At 57.6% G+C, this 16,560-nt stretch carries 16 protein-coding genes and 1 pseudogene; 7 read left to right on the forward strand and 10 right to left on the reverse strand.

All coding sequences use genetic code 11. The annotated features are described in order from the left end of the window. Positions 1 to 19: 19 nt before the first annotated feature. Together AC0R79_RS13650 and AC0R79_RS13655 are read right to left on the reverse strand one after the other, a co-directional pair. On the reverse strand, positions 20 to 940 hold the full coding sequence (locus AC0R79_RS13650) for an AraC family transcriptional regulator (RefSeq protein ID WP_474735103.1): 921 nt from the start codon (positions 938 to 940) through the stop codon (positions 20 to 22). Positions 941 to 1,111: 171 nt separating this feature from the next. Further along, positions 1,112 to 2,794 (reverse strand): MFS transporter, encoded by a 1,683-nt coding sequence (locus AC0R79_RS13655; protein ID WP_375746907.1) that lies wholly within the window; start codon positions 2,792 to 2,794, stop codon positions 1,112 to 1,114. A gap of 578 nt (positions 2,795 to 3,372) precedes the next feature. Between AC0R79_RS13655 and AC0R79_RS13660 the strand changes: the two are divergent. After that, positions 3,373 to 3,453, forward strand: a pseudogene (locus tag AC0R79_RS13660) (hypothetical protein); the annotation flags it as partial. Positions 3,454 to 3,522: 69 nt separating this feature from the next. On the opposite strand, the gene AC0R79_RS13665 reads toward AC0R79_RS13660, so the two are convergent. From AC0R79_RS13665 to AC0R79_RS13675, 3 genes are all read right to left on the reverse strand, one after another. Next, positions 3,523 to 4,218, reverse strand: a complete 696-nt coding sequence (locus AC0R79_RS13665; RefSeq protein ID WP_474734862.1) for a transposase — start codon at positions 4,216 to 4,218, stop codon at positions 3,523 to 3,525. A 141-nt stretch (positions 4,219 to 4,359) separates the two neighbouring features. After that, positions 4,360 to 4,545, reverse strand: a complete 186-nt coding sequence (locus AC0R79_RS13670; RefSeq protein ID WP_474734863.1) for a hypothetical protein — start codon at positions 4,543 to 4,545, stop codon at positions 4,360 to 4,362. 758 nt (positions 4,546 to 5,303) lie between these two features. Further along, positions 5,304 to 5,999, reverse strand: a complete 696-nt coding sequence (locus AC0R79_RS13675; protein ID WP_375746909.1) for a transposase — start codon at positions 5,997 to 5,999, stop codon at positions 5,304 to 5,306. Between the two features lie 291 nt (positions 6,000 to 6,290). Between AC0R79_RS13675 and AC0R79_RS13680 the strand changes: the two genes are divergently transcribed. Then, a complete protein-coding gene (locus AC0R79_RS13680) occupies positions 6,291 to 6,866 on the forward strand; it encodes a hypothetical protein (RefSeq protein ID WP_127797879.1) in 576 nt (191 codons plus the stop codon). 88 nt (positions 6,867 to 6,954) lie between these two features. On the opposite strand, the gene AC0R79_RS13685 is transcribed toward AC0R79_RS13680, so the two are convergent. Then, the gene (locus AC0R79_RS13685; RefSeq protein WP_127797880.1) at positions 6,955 to 7,338 is read right to left on the reverse strand and encodes a DUF6124 family protein; all 384 of its coding nucleotides are present in this window, start codon (positions 7,336 to 7,338) and stop codon (positions 6,955 to 6,957) included. Positions 7,339 to 7,795: 457 nt separating this feature from the next. On the opposite strand from AC0R79_RS13685, the gene AC0R79_RS13690 reads away from it, so the two are divergent. The 3 genes from AC0R79_RS13690 (at position 7,796) to AC0R79_RS13700 (ending at position 9,437) form a co-directional block, all read left to right on the forward strand. Further along, entirely contained in the window at positions 7,796 to 8,227 is a 432-nt protein-coding gene (locus tag AC0R79_RS13690; protein ID WP_474734866.1) for a DNA methylase, read from the forward strand. Next, positions 8,224 to 8,955 carry a DUF72 domain-containing protein gene (locus AC0R79_RS13695; RefSeq protein ID WP_375746912.1) on the forward strand — a complete coding sequence of 244 codons (732 nt, stop codon included), beginning with the start codon at positions 8,224 to 8,226 and terminating at the stop codon, positions 8,953 to 8,955. Before AC0R79_RS13690 ends, AC0R79_RS13695 begins: the two co-directional genes overlap by 4 nt. 101 nt (positions 8,956 to 9,056) lie before the next feature. Then, positions 9,057 to 9,437, forward strand: coding sequence for a RidA family protein (locus tag AC0R79_RS13700; RefSeq protein WP_007955413.1), 381 nt, complete (start codon positions 9,057 to 9,059; stop codon positions 9,435 to 9,437). Between the two features lie 84 nt (positions 9,438 to 9,521). Here the strand turns inward: AC0R79_RS13700 and AC0R79_RS13705 are convergent, their stop codons facing one another. After that, the gene (locus tag AC0R79_RS13705; RefSeq protein ID WP_474734867.1) at positions 9,522 to 10,016 is read right to left on the reverse strand and encodes a hypothetical protein; all 495 of its coding nucleotides are present in this window, start codon (positions 10,014 to 10,016) and stop codon (positions 9,522 to 9,524) included. A 235-nt stretch (positions 10,017 to 10,251) separates the two neighbouring features. Here AC0R79_RS13705 and AC0R79_RS13710 point away from each other — a divergent pair, with 235 nt between their 5' ends. Further along, positions 10,252 to 12,240, forward strand: a complete 1,989-nt coding sequence (locus tag AC0R79_RS13710) for a peptidase U32 family protein (protein ID WP_474734869.1) — start codon at positions 10,252 to 10,254, stop codon at positions 12,238 to 12,240. Between the two features lie 60 nt (positions 12,241 to 12,300). Here AC0R79_RS13710 and AC0R79_RS13715 read toward each other — a convergent pair whose 3' ends face one another. After that, a complete protein-coding gene (locus tag AC0R79_RS13715; RefSeq protein WP_129972612.1) occupies positions 12,301 to 13,611 on the reverse strand; it encodes an MFS transporter in 1,311 nt (436 codons plus the stop codon). Between the two features lie 355 nt (positions 13,612 to 13,966). On the opposite strand from AC0R79_RS13715, the gene AC0R79_RS13720 reads away from it, so the two are divergent. Continuing rightward, positions 13,967 to 14,992: a GlxA family transcriptional regulator gene (locus AC0R79_RS13720; RefSeq protein WP_474734871.1), complete on the forward strand. Its 1,026-nt coding sequence runs from the start codon at positions 13,967 to 13,969 to the stop codon at positions 14,990 to 14,992. A gap of 21 nt (positions 14,993 to 15,013) precedes the next feature. Here the strand turns inward: AC0R79_RS13720 and AC0R79_RS13725 are convergent, their stop codons facing one another. Together AC0R79_RS13725 and AC0R79_RS13730 are read right to left on the reverse strand one after the other, a co-directional pair. After that, positions 15,014 to 16,078 carry an alpha/beta fold hydrolase gene (locus tag AC0R79_RS13725; protein ID WP_474734872.1) on the reverse strand — a complete coding sequence of 355 codons (1,065 nt, stop codon included), beginning with the start codon at positions 16,076 to 16,078 and terminating at the stop codon, positions 15,014 to 15,016. 210 nt (positions 16,079 to 16,288) lie between these two features. Next, the gene (locus AC0R79_RS13730) at positions 16,289 to 16,483 is read right to left on the reverse strand and encodes a PLDc N-terminal domain-containing protein (RefSeq protein ID WP_007955366.1); all 195 of its coding nucleotides are present in this window, start codon (positions 16,481 to 16,483) and stop codon (positions 16,289 to 16,291) included. Positions 16,484 to 16,560: the final 77 nt, after the last annotated feature.

Consider the following 16,560-nt stretch of genomic DNA (forward strand, 5'->3'; position numbering starts at 1 on the left):
GTGAAGAAAAAGGACTGCCTCAGCGCAGTCCTTTTCGCATTTCTGCAGGGCTCACGCCGTAGGCATCCTGAAAGTACTGGCAAAATCGGCCGACGTTGCTGAATCCGAATTGCAGGGCCACGTCGGTCACCGAAGACGATGGGCCTTGCTTCAATGCATCACAGGCACGCTCCAGGCGTACTTGGCGTTGGTACGCGACAATCGAGGTGCCGACGAATCGCCGGAAACCTTCCTGCAACGCCCGCAAACTGACGTTCACCAAACCCGCCAGATCCGTTCCGCTGACCAGTTGCTCGGGATGCGCCTGAATGTATTCGATGGCCTGCTTCACATGCCGTGGCGCGATCTGCGCCTCGGGGCGGCGCAAGGCCTCGCTGAAGTTGTGCGGCCAGGCTTCCAGCACCGCGTCTACCAGCATCTCCCGCAGGCGCGACGGCATCAGCGAACCGGCGTTCAACAACAGATCGAACTCGGTGCCGGTGGCCAGATCGATCAGCGCACGAATGCCCTGAAACGCCGGGCTGTTCAGATCCACCCTCGGCTCGAAATGCAGTTTGTGCACGATCGGTCGTCCCAGCAGTGACGACAGCCGTTCGGTGAGCGCCGCGCGGCTGATCGACATGCCGTGCTGGGCGTGATTGTCGACGAAACGCATCGAACGCAGATCCGCCTTGTCGATGGCCAGCCCCACATCGCTCAGCCCCACGGATTCATGGTTGAAAACGATCTTGCCGGCGGTGGGAATGACGAAGGTGATTTCGTCGAACGGCTCGGGAAACGCCACCGTGAAATCACCCCGATAATGCATGCGCCGGAAACTCACCCCTTCGTACCGCCCGTAAACGCCGCCAATGATGATGTCTTTGGGTGGCGGCGGTGTGTCGCCATAACGGTTGCCAAACATTCGCGAGAACAGGACGCCGAAGTCGTCGCTGGCCATGTTGTCGGATCGCAGGATGAGGGTCTGGCGCGTCGGGTTTGAGTACACCGGGAGGGTCACCTTGGTGGTCGGGTCATCGGGGCGCGACGACGTTACCAAGGGAGAATGACGCCGATGTGACAACGCTCGATGCTGTGCGCGAACGTCACGCACAGCATCGAGCGAAGCGGGTCAGGTGTGATGGATGTCGCGATCCTTGGTTTCAGGCATGAAGAAAATCCCGAGAATCGCCGTCATCACCGCAATCACGATCGGGTACCACAAGCCGTAGTAGATATCCCCGGTCGCCGCGACCATCGCGAACGCCACCGTTGGCAGGAACCCGCCGAACCAGCCGTTGCCGATGTGGTACGGCAGCGACATCGAGGTGTAGCGGATGCGCGCCGGGAACAGCTCGACGAGCCACGCCGCGATCGGGCCGTAGACCATGGTCACGTAGATCACGAGGATGGTCAGCAGCAGCAAGACCATCGGGTAATTGGTCTTGGCCGGGTCGGCTTTTTCCGGGTAACCGGCTTCTTTCAGCGCGGTCGTGAGGCTGGCGGTGAAGGCGTCGTTGCGGGTCTTGAAGTCGGCGGCCGGCAGGGGCGTGCCTTCGAAGCTTTCGATGACCTTGTCGCCGATGCGCACCTGGGCCACAGTGCCCGGTTCCGCCACCACGTTTTCGTACGGGATCGCCCGTTTGGCCAGGATGGTTTTTGCAAGATCGCAGGAACTGGTGAATTTGGCCTTGCCCACCGGATCGAACTGGAACGAGCACTGGTCGGGGTTGGCGATCACCTTGACCGGGTTTTTCTCCTGGGCGATGAACACGTCTGGGTTACCGTATTGGGTCAGCGCGTGGAAGATCGGGAAGTAGGTCACCGCCGCCAGAATGCACCCGGCCATGATGATGCCCTTGCGCCCGATGCGGTCGGACAGACTGCCGAAAATCACGAAGAACGGCGTACCGATCAGCAGCGAACCGGCGATCAGCAGGTTGGCGGTCTGCGGGTCGATCTTCAGTGTTTGCAGCAGGAAAAACAGCGCGTAGAACTGCCCGGTGTACCAGACCACCGCTTGCCCTGCGGTGCCGCCGAGCAGGGCCATGATCACGATTTTCAGGTTGTCCCAACGGGCGAAGGACTCGGTCAGCGGCGCTTTCGACGCTTTGCCTTCAGCCTTCATTTTCATGAACACCGGCGACTCGCTCAGTTGCAGGCGGATGTACACCGACACGATCAGCAGCAGAATCGACAGCAGAAACGGAATCCGCCAGCCCCAGGCCTCGAACGCCTCGGTGCCCAGCGCCGTGCGGCAGGCCAGAATCACCAGCAGCGACAGAAAAAGCCCCAGCGTTGCGGTGGTCTGAATCCACGAGGTGAAGAACCCGCGTTTGCCCTTCGGCGCATGCTCGGCCACATAGGTTGCAGCGCCGCCGTACTCACCGCCCAGCGCCAGACCTTGCAGCAATCGCAGGGTGATCAGAATGATCGGCGCCGCGACCCCGATGGTCGCGTAACCCGGCAGGAACCCCACAATCGCCGTCGACACACCCATGATCACAATCGTGATCAGAAACGTGTGCTTGCGCCCGATCATGTCGCCCAACCGCCCGAACACAATCGCCCCGAACGGCCGCACCGCAAAGCCTGCGGCGAAGGCGAGCAGGGCGAAGATGAACGCCGTGGTCTCGTTCACCCCGGCAAAGAAGTGCTTGGCGATGATCGCGGCGAGGGAGCCGTAGAGGTAAAAGTCGTACCACTCGAACACCGTGCCGAGGGACGACGCAAAGATCACCTTGCGCTCCTCGCGGCTGATGCTGTGGTTGGTGGGCGGCGCGCTGCCGGTGGACATGCTGTCGAGTACTGCCATGGGTGTTCTCCGTCGTGCTTGTTTTTGTAGGCCGGAGCACTTCATCAACGTCGCGTACCCGAGGCCTGTGGCGGATGCCGTATCAGGTGTTTCGTGGAGCGTGCACACAATCACCGCCCCGCGCGGGAGGGCGGGGTTTCATTGAGCATAATTGGGATTGGGGGGATATCCAGTGGTGGCAGTGGATGGGGGGAGTGACGGAGAGGGTTTGGCTGGTTTGGGGAGAGAATGAATTAAATGAGTCCGCGTCCTCCGTTCCTTATCGTTATTCAGAATTTCGTTTGTTCTGAATAAGTATTAAAAACTGTCATTTCTATCAGCTGTGGTTTTAGGTGTTTATATCAATACTCTTTGGGGTGGAGGGTTGGAAAATAAATCTGCCCCTTTGATTATTTGATTTCTTTGCGGGGTGTCTTATGAGTATTAATTTAAGAGTGACGGGTTTGGGTGAGTCGGAATATATTCTTCCAGAGCTGGTTCGGAAGGTGAGTGAGAGATTTGGTGTAGATGTGATTGGAGCGGAGGTTATATCGAACAGTGAGGTGAGGCTAAAAATGAAAATGCAGTTGAGAGTGGCAAGAGATGACGTTGCAATTGTCAGGATTGAGCAGCTATATCCTTTTCCTGAAGATGATTTAATTGAGTTTCTTGCGCCATATGGATTATTCTCTAATTAAAAGTTGGCATATCAAAAGGGGACAGATTTATTTAATTGTCCCCTTTTGATTTTAAGCACTTTTCTCTGGCCGTCCTCGGTTTCTGAATTGGATTCGTCTTCCGGTGATCTTTTCGATTTCGTCGACGAATCTCATGTCGCCAGTCAGTTGGCCGCGCTGCAGTGCACCCCTGATGAGTTGCAATTCATTGGTGGGTGTAGCCATTTCAACAAATGACTTATAGCGCTCACGCCGGATGGAATCGTTAGGTCCTAGTTCCAGGAAGCAAGGGTATTTGTCCAGCCAAGTGTTCTCTGAAAAGTCGTTCACGCGTAGCGCAATACTCGACCAGCGATAGTCTTCCGCACGCGCCACCATGTGGGCTCTTACGGGGTTTAACTCGATGTAGCGACTGCAAGCCAATAGATAGGTGTCGGATTGAACAACGCTGGATTTGTAGCGACTTTCCCACAGCGTGCCAGTCCGCCCCTCAACCTTGTTGCGATACCGAGTCATCCTTGCGGCGAGGGCTTTCATGAGCTGTCCAAGGCTGGACGTTGATTCCCCTGGGGCGAGCAGCAGGTGCACATGATTGGTCATCAAGCAGTAGGCATAAACTTTTATACCTAATGCTTCCTTGAGCTCGCGCAGGTCAGAGAGATAGCGCTCGAAGTCCGCTGGCTCGGCGAAAACAACCTGCCTGTTATGGCCGCGCTGCACGATATGGTGCGGGTAGTGCGGTAGCACGATGCGTCCCGTTCTGGGCATGAGTCTTCCTACGTCCTTGTTTTGACGGATGAAGTTTAGAAGGTGGCGAAGCTGGGGCTGGCGGGATGTGTCAGGGAATGTATCCGTCTGAGCAGGGGGGATTAATTAAATGAGTCTGCGTCCAACGTTCCTTATGGCTGTTCAGAATTTTGGTTGTTCTGAATAAGTATTAAAAACTGTCATTTCTGTCAGGTGCGGTTGTGGATGTTTGTGTTGATACTTTTGGTAGGTGGGGTTGGAAAATAAATCTGTCCCCTTTCTTTCGCGGCTGATGCTGTGGTTAGTGGGCGGCGCGCTGCCGGTGGACATGCTGTCGAGTACTGCCATGGGTGTTCTCCGTCGTGCTTGTTTTTGTAGGCCGGAGCACTTCATCAACGTCGCGTACCCGAGGCCTGTGGCGGATGCCGTATCAGGTGTTTCGTGGAGCGTGCACAGAATCACCGCCCCGCGCGGGAGGGCGGGGTTTCATTGAGCATAATTGGGATTGGGGGGATATCCAGTGGGGGCGGATGTGGGCAGTGGCGGAGAGGGTTTGGCTGGTTTGGGGAGAGAATGAATTAAATGAGTCCGCGTCCTCCGTTCCTTATCGTTATTCAGAATTTCGTTTGTTCTGAATAAGTATTAAAAACTGTTATTTCTATCAGGTGCGATTTTGGATTTTTGTGTTGATACTTTTATCTGTCAAGGGAGTGGAAAATAAATCTGTCCCCTTTTTTCGCTTTTTTCGTGGAAAGGGAGTGGAAAATAAACCTGCCCCTTTGAATTTTCTTTAACCTTTGTTAGTAGAGTGAGGCGGATGATGGCTACTAGGATTTCTGGAACGGTAGGGGCGTTAGTCACGTTTCCCGACGGTTCGTATACTGGGTTAGTTACGCCTAACGTAAAGGGGTATGCGGATCCGCATATTTTTACCAATGTAGATGTGATATTTGGGGGAGCGCTTAAAAATGGACAGGTCGTATTTTTCGAGGCGCATGGAACGATGGAGAAGGTCGCAAAAAATATTCGAACAGATCAATGAGTTTTTACTAATGATGAAGTAAAGAAAAAAGGGGACAGATTTATTTAATCGTCCCCTTTTGATTTTAAGCACTTTTCTCTGGCCGTCCTCGCTCTCTGAATTGAATACATCTTCCGGTGATCTTTTCGATTTCGTCGACGAATCTCATGTCACCAGTCAGTTGGCCGCGCTGCGGTGCACCTCTGATGAGTTGCAATTCATTGGTGGGTGTAGCCATTTCAACAAATGACTTATAGCGCTCACGCCGGATGGAATCGTTAGGTCCTAGTTCCAGGAAGCAAGGGTCTTTGTCCAGCCAGGTATTTTCTGAAAAATCGTTCACGCGTAGCGCAGAACTCGACCAGCGATAGTCTTCCGCACGCGCCACCATGTGGGCTCTTACGGGGTTTAACTCGATGTAGCGACTGCAAGCCAATAGATAGGTGTCGGATTGAACAACGCTGGATTTGTAGCGACTTTCCCACAGCGTGCCAGTCCGCCCCTCAACCTTGTTGCGATACCGAGTCATCCTTGCGGCGAGGGCTTTCATGAGCTGTCCAAGGCTGGACGTTGATTCCCCTGGGGCGAGCAGCAGGTGCACATGATTGGTCATCAGGCAGTAGGCATAAACTTTTATACCCAATGCTTCCTTGAGCTCGCATAGGTCAGAGAGATAGCGCTCGAAATCTCTTGGCTCAGCGAAAACGACCTGTCTGTTGTGGCCGCGCTGCACGATATGGTGCGGGTAGTGCGGTAGCACGATGCGTCCCGTTCTGGGCATGAGTGTTCCTACGTCCTTGTTTTGACAGATGAAGTTTAGAAGGTGGCGAAGCTGGGGCTGGCGGGATCTGTCAGGGAATGTATCCGTCTGAGCTGAGGGGATTAATTAAATGAGTCCGCGTCCAACGTTTCTTATGGCTGTTCAGGATTTTGGTTGTTCTGAATAAGTATTAAAAACTGTCATTTCTGTCAGGTGCGGTTGTGGATGTTTGTGTTGATACTTTTGGTAGGCGGGGTTGGAAAATAAATCTGTCCCCTTTCTTTCACATATTTTGAATGTGAGGATAAGTTCATGAAGGTGACCACTATGAACCTAAAATTTTACGCTTTTGTTCGAGTGATTTTACCGGCGATAGTCTTCAGTATGTTACCCGCTGCGGCATTTGCGATTGGTTGCACGCCGCCGGCCGTCAAATGGAATGCAAACGAAACTATCAGAACAATCACTATAACCGAAGTTGCAGAGGGTGGTGTTCAAGCAAATTGCAGCTGGGCAGGTACGATTGCGCGCCCTGTTAAATCGATAAAAATTCAAATAACACCTGGTCGGCAGCCACGAGTTAATTCGGCCAGATCTGTCGCGATATCGCAACCTTTAACGTTGTGCCCTGGACCTGAGTCTCGGCTATTAAAAGGGTTGAGGACCGCGGCAACCTTGGATCAAATTAATGCAGCATGTGCGAATGCTGGAAATTTTGTAAACGGCCCGGATTTATCATTCGAGGTCAATGACACAAGCTCGGGGTGGAGCACTTATTACGGTGGTGTAGGGTATCCGGATACCTGCTCGACGGGAGTTTTCATGAATTTAGGTTCAAGTGTGAGTTTGCCAATGCAGCAAACCACGGTGTGCACATTTACGTACTGAATGATAGAGTTTAATCAAAGGGGACAGATTTATTTAATCGTCCCCTTTGATGTTATGTGTTAGCGAAGATAAGCTTCGCCGCTGCGAATTATTCCGTCGGCACAACGTTATCCAGCACCTGATTGACCGCCAGTTCCGCCAGCATAACGATCTGCGCGATGCCTTGTGCGGTCTTGCGGTGGGGGCCTTCGAGGAGGTCGACGAAGTTGTTGAGCATGACGTTGGCCGAGCCCAAGGTTTCGACGGCGTCGGCGAGCAGGGATTCGTTGTTGCTGGCCGGGTTGGCCTGGTAGAGGCGGTTGGGGTAGTAGGGCGCGGCCATCATGTGGGCTGATATCGGGCCGAGGTGGTAGTCGAGGGCGCGGTTGGCGGCTTCGTTGAATCTCTTGGAGTCAGGGCATTCGTAGGGGGAGGTTGGGTCGGTGATGCTGGCCGGTTCGGTGACCGGGGGATTCGGAGTTATTTTGATCATTGGCTCTAACCTCTCTAAGGAGTGAGGCTGCAACCATCTCGCTGCTAAACGAATTAGGGTGGCAGCTGCGCGCAGGTTAGCAGACCGATGAGCCAAGCAATCGGCGCACCCGAAGGTGCCCTGCGCACAGCCACCATCAAGCTCAGAGATAACTGATTTGATAGAGGCTTGTACGGCTTGACTCGACGGGCTGCTAAACCCGATCACTGGAAATCAGTGACCCGATCCAAGTTACCGGCCGACCCCAAGGCGCACAAGCCGGCGGATTCTGGCGTAGCGGTAGGCTCTGGCGCAAGGATTTGTAGGCATCCGGACGCATTCCGACATGTCTTTAAACAGCGCGATCCAAACCTGTTTATCTACCATCACCCAACGAGGAGACGCCTCACGCTTCACACCTCCGGGCCATTCGTCGCCAGCCTCGCACTCATCACGCCGCCCCTCGCTCTAAAACTGCATGACCAAAACCATCAGCGCCGAAGACTTGCATATCAGCCTCCACCCGTTGAGCGAATCAGCGCTGTTCAAATGGCTGCTCGCCAGTTTCCTGATGGGCAAACGAATCCAGGCCGAGATTGCCGCCGAAGCCTACCGAGTGATAGTCGACCAACACCAGCGCGATACGCCGCGCAAACTCGGCCATTGCACCCACCGCGAACTGGTGCAAATGCTCGGCCAGGCGCATTACGTGCGTTACGACGAAACCACCGCCGAGCGACTGCTGGCGCTGGCTGCCAAACTGAATGACGAGTACGCCGGACGCGTAATGAACATGGTCGAGGCGAGCGCCGACCTCCAGGATTTCGAAAAGCGTTTGCAAGCCTTCGACGGCATCGGCCCGAAAACCGTTGAAATCTTCATGCGCGAAGCGGGCAAGGTGCTGTTTTGAGTGCGTCGTCGATCTTCATCGGCTGCGCGGGTTGGAGCTTGCCCCGCGAATATTGGCCGACATTCCCGGAGCAGGGCACCCACCTGCAACGCTATGCCGCACACCTCAATGGCGTGGAAATAAACAGTTCCTTCTACCGTCCGCACAAACCCCAAACCTACGCCCGATGGGCCGAGTCGGTGCCGGACGGGTTTCGTTTTTGCGTGAAGCTGCCCAAGTCGATCAGCCATGAGCGGCGCCTGCGGGACTGCGAACAGGAGCTCGATGCATTTCTTGAACAGTGCGCGGGGCTGGGCGATCGCCTGGGTTGCCTGCTGCTGCAGTTGCCGCCGTCGCTGGCGTTCGACGAAGCAGTTGCAGAGGTCTTTTTCGTCGAGTTGCGCCAGCGCTATTCCGGGGCTGTGGTGCTGGAGCCGCGTCACGAGTCCTGGGCCGCCGCCGAAATGTTGTTGATGGCGTACCGCATCGCGCAAGCGGTGGTCGATCCCTCGCGAATCAGCACCGATGCGGCTCCGCGCGGCTGGCCCAGCGTGCGTTATTGGCGGCTGCACGGTTCGCCGCGCATTTATTACAGCCCCTATGACTCGGTGTATCTGGAAAGGCTCGCCGGCGATTTGCGGGTGGCGGCTATTGATGGCGTCGACACTTGGTGCATCTTCGACAATACCGCCAGCGGCGCGGCAATCGGCAATGCGCTGGAGCTGCGGCGGATACTGGCGCACGGCTGACACTCGATGTCTGGTCTTCCAACCGGCGAGCGTGTCTGTAAACTGGCCGCCCGAAACGGCGCGCGATGGCGCCGTCCTCACTGCCAGCGAAGGACTTTCCCATGGCCAACCAAGACATCACCTACACCCCGGATCCGGATGCAGACTCGATCTCTTCGGACGTCACCGAATTCAACGGCATCCTGATGTCGACCCAGATTCCGACCCGTGCCGACGGCAGCCTGGAACTGGGCGACGTCACCGCGCAAAGCGAATGCACGTTGCAGGCGCTGAAAGTCGCGCTGGAAAAGGCCGGCAGTTCGATGGACCGCGTGCTGCACCTGACCATCTACCTGACCGACATGGCTGATCGCGCTGCGTTCAACGAGGTGTACAAGCGCTACTTCGCCAAACCTTGGCCGGTGCGCGCGGCGGTAGGCGTGGCGGCGCTGGCGGTTGAAGGGATGAAGGTGGAAGTGACTGCGATGGCTGCCAAGGCCTGATTCACGCCGCAAAAAAAGAAGCGTGCGCCGAACGGGGATATTCAAGGTTCGGCAGCGCTTCGGTTTCCTCTAACACAACCTTGATTAACTTTCCCCACAAAGCGGACCTGTAACGTTCAGAAAAATTTTCCCCTCGGCGAGATATTCTTCTGTTTCCTCCTCTTCGTGTTTGTACGGGATGGACATTTTAAAGTTTGCTTCAATGGTTTTCTTCACCTTGTCTCTTTTGAATGTGATTTCACCTTCTTTTACATTAATTATTCCTACATAGCCGTTAATAAAAACGGCCGAAACTCCCTTGTCATATTCAACAATCTGGTGCGTTCCGTCTTTCATCGAACAAGGTACGCGGAACGTAATTTGCACAAGAACTTCGGGGAATGGAATGCGTCCCATGAGGGTGAAGTAGCCATCACTCAATGAAGCATAGGCAAACGCGGTGGCTACAAACGGATCCTCTATATTCGGGAATGGGGGAGTGAAATTAGCGGTGTAAGAATTGTTAATGACTGTATAGGCGTTTTCGCCTTTCATTGTCTCCTTATCGATGTTGAGTGCCTTGTAATATTGGCTATCCATTGTCATATACCTTTGTTTTGTAAGTCAGTAAGTACACCAGGCGCTAAAGCACATCGGAACGCCTGGCGGAAGCGTGCTTTATATAACTCGGTTCAACAACTGACAGAACTTACAGTTATGCCATCCTCGAAACTGTGCTAGCGACTTCCTGCATCACATCGCCCCATGCGTGCCGGTCAGGCCTTTCGCAGGTACAATGCGCGCCTCAACCGTGACAGCCTGACTAAAAAAACATATGTCCTTGCCCAAACATCACCTGGAACTGCTCAGCCCCGCCCGTGACGTGGCCATCGCCCGCGAGGCCATCCTGCATGGCGCCGACGCGGTGTACATCGGCGGCCCGAGCTTCGGTGCGCGCCACAACGCGTGCAACGAGGTGAGCGAAATCGCCGAACTGGTGGAATTTGCCCGTCGCTATCACGCGCGCATCTTCACCACCATCAACACCATCCTGCACGACAACGAACTGGAGCCGGCGCGCAAGCTGATCCATCAGTTGTACGACGCCGGCGTCGATGCGCTGATCGTCCAGGACCTGGGCGTGATGGAGCTGGACATTCCACCCATCGAGCTGCACGCCAGCACCCAGACCGACATTCGCACCCTTGAGCGGGCCAAGTTCCTCGATCAGGCCGGTTTCTCGCAACTGGTTCTGGCCCGTGAACTGAACCTCAAGGAAATCCGCGCGATCGCCGATGAAACCGATGCCGCCATCGAGTTCTTCATCCACGGCGCGTTGTGCGTGGCGTTTTCCGGTCAGTGCAACATTTCCCACGCGCAGACCGGGCGCAGCGCCAACCGGGGCGACTGCTCCCAGGCCTGCCGTCTGCCGTACACCCTGAAAGACGAAAAGGGTGGCGTGATCGCCTACGAAAAACACCTGCTGTCGATGAAGGACAACAACCAGAGCGCCAACATCCGCGCACTGGTCGAGGCCGGTGTGCGTTCGTTCAAGATCGAAGGTCGCTACAAGGACATGGGCTATGTGAAGAACATCACCGCCTATTACCGCCAGCGCCTGGACGACGTGCTCAACGACCGTCCGGACCTGGCCCGCGCTTCCAGCGGCCGCACCGCGCATTTCTTCATGCCGGACCCGGAAAAGACCTTCCACCGTGGCAGCACCGACTACTTCGTCAGCGAGCGCAAGATCGACATCGGCGCGTTCGATTCGCCGACCTTCACCGGTCTGGCGGTGGGCACGGTCGAGAAAGTCGGCAAGCGTGACATGCAGGTCATCACTCACGAGCCGCTGTCCAACGGCGACGGTCTCAACGTGCTGGTCAAGCGCGAAGTGGTGGGTTTCCGCGCCAACATCGCCGAAGCCAAGGGCGAGTTCGAGGAAGAAGGCGAGAAGCGCTACCGCTACCGCGTCGAGCCGAACGAAATGCCGGAAGGCCTGTACAAGCTGCGCCCGAACCACCCACTGAACCGCAACCTCGACCACAACTGGCAGCAGGCCTTGCTCAAGACCTCCGCCGAGCGTCGGATCGGCGTGAGCTGGCTGGCGAAGCTGCGTGAAGAGCGTCTGGAACTGACCGTGACCAGCGAAGAGGGCATCAGCGCCAGCGTTGCGCTGGAAGGCCCGTTCGGCGTCGCCAACAAACCGGAACAGGCGCTGGACACCTTGCACGACCTGCTCGGCCAGCTCGGCACCACCGAGTACCACGCGACCTCGATCAAACTCGATGCGCCGCAAGCGTTCTTCATCCCGAACTCGCAGCTCAAGTCGTTGCGCCGCGAAGTGATCGAAGCGCTGACTGCCGCCCGCGTCGCCGCTCACCCACGTGGCGGGCGCAAGGCCGAAACTACGCCACCGCCGGTGTACCCGGAGGCGCACCTGTCGTTCCTGGCCAACGTCTACAACCAGAAGGCTCGCGACTTCTACCACCGTCACGGCGTGAAGCTGATCGACGCGGCGTACGAGGCCCACGAAGAGGCGGGTGAAGTGCCGGTGATGATCACCAAGCACTGCCTGCGGTTCTCCTTCAACCTGTGCCCGAAACAGGCCAAAGGCGTGACCGGCGTGAAGACCAAAGTCGCGCCGATGCAGTTGATCCACGGCGACGAAGTGCTGACCCTGAAGTTCGACTGCAAACCGTGCGAGATGCACGTGATCGGCAAGATGAAGGGCCACATCCTGAATCTGCCGCAGCCGGGCAGTGTGGTGGGGCATATCAGCCCTGAGGATCTGATGAAGACCATTCCTCGGGCTCCACACTGATTAGCAGGCAATAAAAAACCGGTGACGAAAGTCACCGGTTTTTTTATGCCCGCCAGAAACTCAACTGGCTTCGTAGCGCGATCCTGTTTGCGGCGCTGCTTCGCCACTCAACGCATCGACCATCGGCGGATGATCCTGTGCGGCCTGACGCAGATCTTCGGTCACCCGCAGTTCGGCGCCGGTTGGTGAGAAGGTCGCTGCCGCCGCAAACGGCGCCGGATTGGCCGGCACCGGACGCTTGCCACGACGCCAGAAGAAGAACGTCACCATGGCCAGGTTGACCAGCGCGAAGGCCCAGAACAGGCCGGTTTCGCCGTGAGCGTTCATCGCCGGCGAGATCAGCAGCGGGCTCATCGCCGAGCCCAGCGAGTTGATCAGCAACATTCCCTGAATCATTGGCACCAGGGTTTCGACCGGCGCACGGTCGGCAGCGTGGCTGACCGCCACCGGGTACAACGCGAACACGCCGCCACCCAACAGGAACAGCATCGCCGCGAGCATGGCCGAGGACAGCGGCACCAGCACGATCACCAGCGACAGCACGGTGCACGCGGCGCACAGCACGGTCAGCACTTGCAGGCGATCCTTGCGGTCGGACCAGCGCCCGACCGGGTACTGCAGCAGCATCGCGCCGAGGATCGTCCAGGCCATCATGCTGCCGACTTCGCCGACGTTCAGGCCGATGCGTTGCAGGTACAGCGGCAGCAGGGTGTAGATCGCGGCGATGGTGACGCCGGAGCCGAAGCAGCCGACCAGTCCGGTGGGCGATACGCCGAGCAAGGCCCGTGGCTTGAGCGGTTCGACCTGTTCCAGCAACGGCGATACGCGCGGCAGGATCACGATCGGCAGCACCGACAAGGTCGCGAGCATGCCGGCAACCATGAACGGCGCCGTGTCGCCCAGCCCGGTTATTTTTCCCAAAAATGCCTGACCCAGCACGCCGGCGCCGTAGAGGACGATCATGTACAGCGCCAGCAGACGACCGCGAATCTTCGCGTCACCGGCCAGCAGCAGCCAGCTCTCGATCACCAGAAACACGCCGACCGTGGCCCAGCCGTTGATCAGACGCAGGACGACCCAGCCCCAGGTGTCATAAAACAGCCCTTGCAGCAGGATGGTCGCGGCGATCAGCGAGGCGAAGCTGCTGTAGGCGCGGATGTGGCCGATGCGCAGGATCAGCCGGTCGTTGAAGATCGCGCCAAGCGTCAGGCCGATGAAATAGGCCGAGGACACGATGCCGATCATCGTTGCCGATTCGCCGGCAGCGCCCAGGCGCAGGGTGGTCAAAGAAGACAGAAAGCCGTTGCCCAGGGCAACAATGAATAGCCCGAGCAGGGGCGCCAGCGCCATGGCCAGCAAACGCGGTGTCATAAAAACCTCAAGTGATCGAACAGCGGAACGTGCGCCTCTGCGCATGCGAGTGCCAAGCCGAAGTGTGTTGAAGACAAACGACCGCCGAACGGGCAGGACGATTGAGCCTGGCGCACTTCGTGAAAGTGGCCGGCTGTTCAAACCTGAGGGTTGTCATGGCTGCGGGCAGGCGCCGTTCGGGCGACTGCAAGAGGAGGCGCGATTTTAAGCCTTGTGTGGCGTTTGCCAAGGTGCCGGGCCTGCGACGTTGGGACGCAGGCACATTCGTTCAGGCTGATCGTTCCGTGCAGTGCTAGCGTCGTTTGCGAGTAATTTGCTGCGGCGCCAGTTAGCATGGCGCCATAACAACGAAACGATGGACCACACCTTGATCGAACGACGCCAATTCAGCGGTGGCATGAAGGGCAAGAACCTTCGCTACCTGAACGAGCCCGCCAGCGGGCCGGGACGCATGACCCGCACCGGGTTCGTGCTGCTGGAGAATTTTTCCCTGCCGGCCTTCACCCAGGCGCTGGACACCCTTGTCACCGCCAATCTGCTGCGCCCCGGTCTGTTTTCCACGCGAACTTTCGGCTTGAGCGACGGCGAAGTGATCAGCGACCTTGGGCTGGTGATCCGCCCGGATTCGCGGCTGGAAACCAGCGTGCTGCAGGAGCTGGATCTGCTGGTGATCTGCGGCGGTTACCGCACGGAATTGAAGGCGAGCGACGAGTTCATCAACCTGCTGAAAATGGCCGCCGAGGCTGGCGTGATACTGGCTGGGTTGTGGAACGGCGCGTGGTTCCTGGGCCGGGCAGGGGTGCTGGAAGGTTATCGCTGTGCGATTCACCCGGAGCATCGGCCGGCGCTGGCGGAGATTTCCAAGGCGACGCAGGTCAGCAGCGAACCCTATGTGATCGACCGCGACCGGCTGACCGCGTCCAGTCCGTCCGGCGCGTTCCACATGGCGCTGGACTGGATCAAGGGCCTGCACGACAAGGCGCTGGTCGAAGGCATCGAAGACATTCTGGCGTTCGAGGAATCGCGTTACCGGCGGATCAAACCGACCGAGAACATCTGCGTCAGCGCGCCGTTGCGTGAAGTGGTGAAGCTGATGGACGCCAATCTGGAGGAACCGCTGGAGCTGGAACAACTGGCGGTGTATGCCGGCCGCTCCCGACGTCAGCTGGAACGGCTGTTCAAAGAACAACTCGGCACCACGCCGCAGCGTTATTACATGGAACTGCGCATCACCGAGGCCCGGCGTCTGCTGCAACACACCGAGCTGTCCCAGGTGGACGTGCTGGTGGCGTGCGGATTCGTGTCGCCGAGTCATTTCAGCAAGTGCTACAGCGCCTATTTCGGTTATCGACCTTCCAAAGAAAAACGGCTCGTCAAATGACGAGCCGTCTGGCGTGCTCCTTCAGAGGTGATCGGCGTCGATGATCGCCTGAGCGAAGGCTTTCGGGTCTTCCTGCGGCAGGTTGTGGCCGATGCCACCGTTGATCAGGCGGAACTGGTATTTGCCGGTGAAGCGTTTGGCGTAGTCCTCCGGCGCCGGGTGCGGTGCGCCGTTGGCATCGCCTTCCAGGGTAATGGTCGGCACGCTGATCGACGGCGCGGTGGCGAGTTTCTGTTCCAGCGCATCGTACTGGCTTTCACCCTGCACCAGACCCAAGCGCCAGCGGTAGTTGAACACGGTGATCGCGACGTGATCCGGGTTCTGCAACGCCTTGGCGCTGCGGTCGAAGGTGGCGTCGTCGAAGGCCCATTTCGGTGAGGCCAGTTGCCAGATCAGCTTGGCGAAATCATGGGTGTTCTTGGTGTAACCGGCCTCACCACGGTCGGTGGCGAAGTAGAACTGATACCACCATTGCAGCTCGGCCTTGGGCGGCAGCGGATTCTTGCCGGCGGCCTGATTGCCGATCAGATAGCCGCTGACCGACACCAGCGCCTTGACCCGCTCCGGCCACAGCGCCGAAACGATGCCCGCCGAACGCGCGCCCCAGTCGTAGCCGCCGAGCACGGCTTGCTTGATCTTCAGCGCGTCCATGAAATCGATCACGTCACTGGCCAGCGCCGCCGGTTGACCGTTGCGCACAGTCTTGTCGGACAGGAAATGCGTGTCGCCATAACCCCGGGCGTACGGCATCAGCACCCGATAACCCTTGGCCGCCAGCAGCGGCGCAACGTCGTCGTAGCTGTGAATGTCATAGGGCCAGCCGTGCAGCAGAATCACCACCGGGCCATTGGCCGGGCCGGTTTCGGCGTAGGCAACGTCCAGCAGGCCGGCCTTCACATGCTTGAGCGGGCCGAAGGGCAGGTCGGCCTTGACGCTGGCGGCTTCGGTCTTGATCGGCTCCGGTGCTGAAGTTTGCGCTTGAGCGAAGGCCCCGAACTGCAGCAGCGCGGTGGCGAGAATCGACAAGCCCAGCAGGCGGCGACGGTTTTTCCCGGTGGTGACGGTGGCGTGTGGTGCGTGCTTCATGGCAAGTCTCCTTATGATCGGCGAGGGCCGGGTTCTGGCTGAACCCTTCGTATCTGGCGTTCATTAAAGACTGGCCACGTATCTGCGCTGTTTCCGTTTTCGTGGGCTGATGCGCGGGCATGTATCCGGGAGGCGTTCGTACACACTGCGATACAAACCTGCGGCCAACAAAAAGCCCCGAATGTTCGGGGCTCTTGCTTGCGTTGGGTTTCAGGCCTGAGTGACGTGTTTGGGCCCGGCCAGCGCCCAGGCGATCAGCCCGAACAGCGGCACAAACACGATCAATACGATCCAGACGCCTTTGTTGCTGGCTTTCCCCTCACTCTTGCGCACCCGGTTGATCGCCCACAATTCGATGAGCAAAAGAACGACGGCCAGTACGATCCACGTGGTTTCAAGTTGCATGGGCTACCTCCTGATGGTCATTGGTTTAGGTGGGGCATGCCACTCAGGGTTCATTAAATTTGCTGGGTGGCTTGCGT

Source organism: Pseudomonas sp. HD57-3 (genome assembly GCF_056113135.1).

What these genes read in the sequence shown, in the direction of transcription:
- AC0R79_RS13670 (WP_474734863.1), bottom strand. Translation starts at nt 4,545, where the DNA reads ATGGCAGTACTCGACAGCATGTCCACCGGCAGCGCGCCGCCCACTAAC.
- AC0R79_RS13680 (WP_127797879.1), top strand. Translation starts at nt 6,291, where the DNA reads ATGAAGGTGACCACTATGAACCTAAAATTTTACGCTTTTGTTCGAGTG.
- AC0R79_RS13705 (WP_474734867.1), bottom strand. Translation starts at nt 10,016, where the DNA reads ATGGATAGCCAATATTACAAGGCACTCAACATCGATAAGGAGACAATG.
- AC0R79_RS13710 (WP_474734869.1), top strand. Translation starts at nt 10,252, where the DNA reads ATGTCCTTGCCCAAACATCACCTGGAACTGCTCAGCCCCGCCCGTGAC.
- AC0R79_RS13725 (WP_474734872.1), bottom strand. Translation starts at nt 16,078, where the DNA reads ATGAAGCACGCACCACACGCCACCGTCACCACCGGGAAAAACCGTCGC.
- AC0R79_RS13690 (WP_474734866.1), top strand. Translation starts at nt 7,796, where the DNA reads ATGACCAAAACCATCAGCGCCGAAGACTTGCATATCAGCCTCCACCCG.
- AC0R79_RS13655 (WP_375746907.1), bottom strand. Translation starts at nt 2,794, where the DNA reads ATGGCAGTACTCGACAGCATGTCCACCGGCAGCGCGCCGCCCACCAAC.
- AC0R79_RS13700 (WP_007955413.1), top strand. Translation starts at nt 9,057, where the DNA reads ATGGCCAACCAAGACATCACCTACACCCCGGATCCGGATGCAGACTCG.
- AC0R79_RS13665 (WP_474734862.1), bottom strand. Translation starts at nt 4,218, where the DNA reads ATGCCCAGAACGGGACGCATCGTGCTACCGCACTACCCGCACCATATC.
- AC0R79_RS13685 (WP_127797880.1), bottom strand. Translation starts at nt 7,338, where the DNA reads ATGATCAAAATAACTCCGAATCCCCCGGTCACCGAACCGGCCAGCATC.
- AC0R79_RS13650 (WP_474735103.1), bottom strand. Translation starts at nt 940, where the DNA reads ATGGCCAGCGACGACTTCGGCGTCCTGTTCTCGCGAATGTTTGGCAAC.
- AC0R79_RS13675 (WP_375746909.1), bottom strand. Translation starts at nt 5,999, where the DNA reads ATGCCCAGAACGGGACGCATCGTGCTACCGCACTACCCGCACCATATC.
- AC0R79_RS13715 (WP_129972612.1), bottom strand. Translation starts at nt 13,611, where the DNA reads ATGACACCGCGTTTGCTGGCCATGGCGCTGGCGCCCCTGCTCGGGCTA.
- AC0R79_RS13720 (WP_474734871.1), top strand. Translation starts at nt 13,967, where the DNA reads ATGGACCACACCTTGATCGAACGACGCCAATTCAGCGGTGGCATGAAG.
- AC0R79_RS13730 (WP_007955366.1), bottom strand. Translation starts at nt 16,483, where the DNA reads ATGCAACTTGAAACCACGTGGATCGTACTGGCCGTCGTTCTTTTGCTC.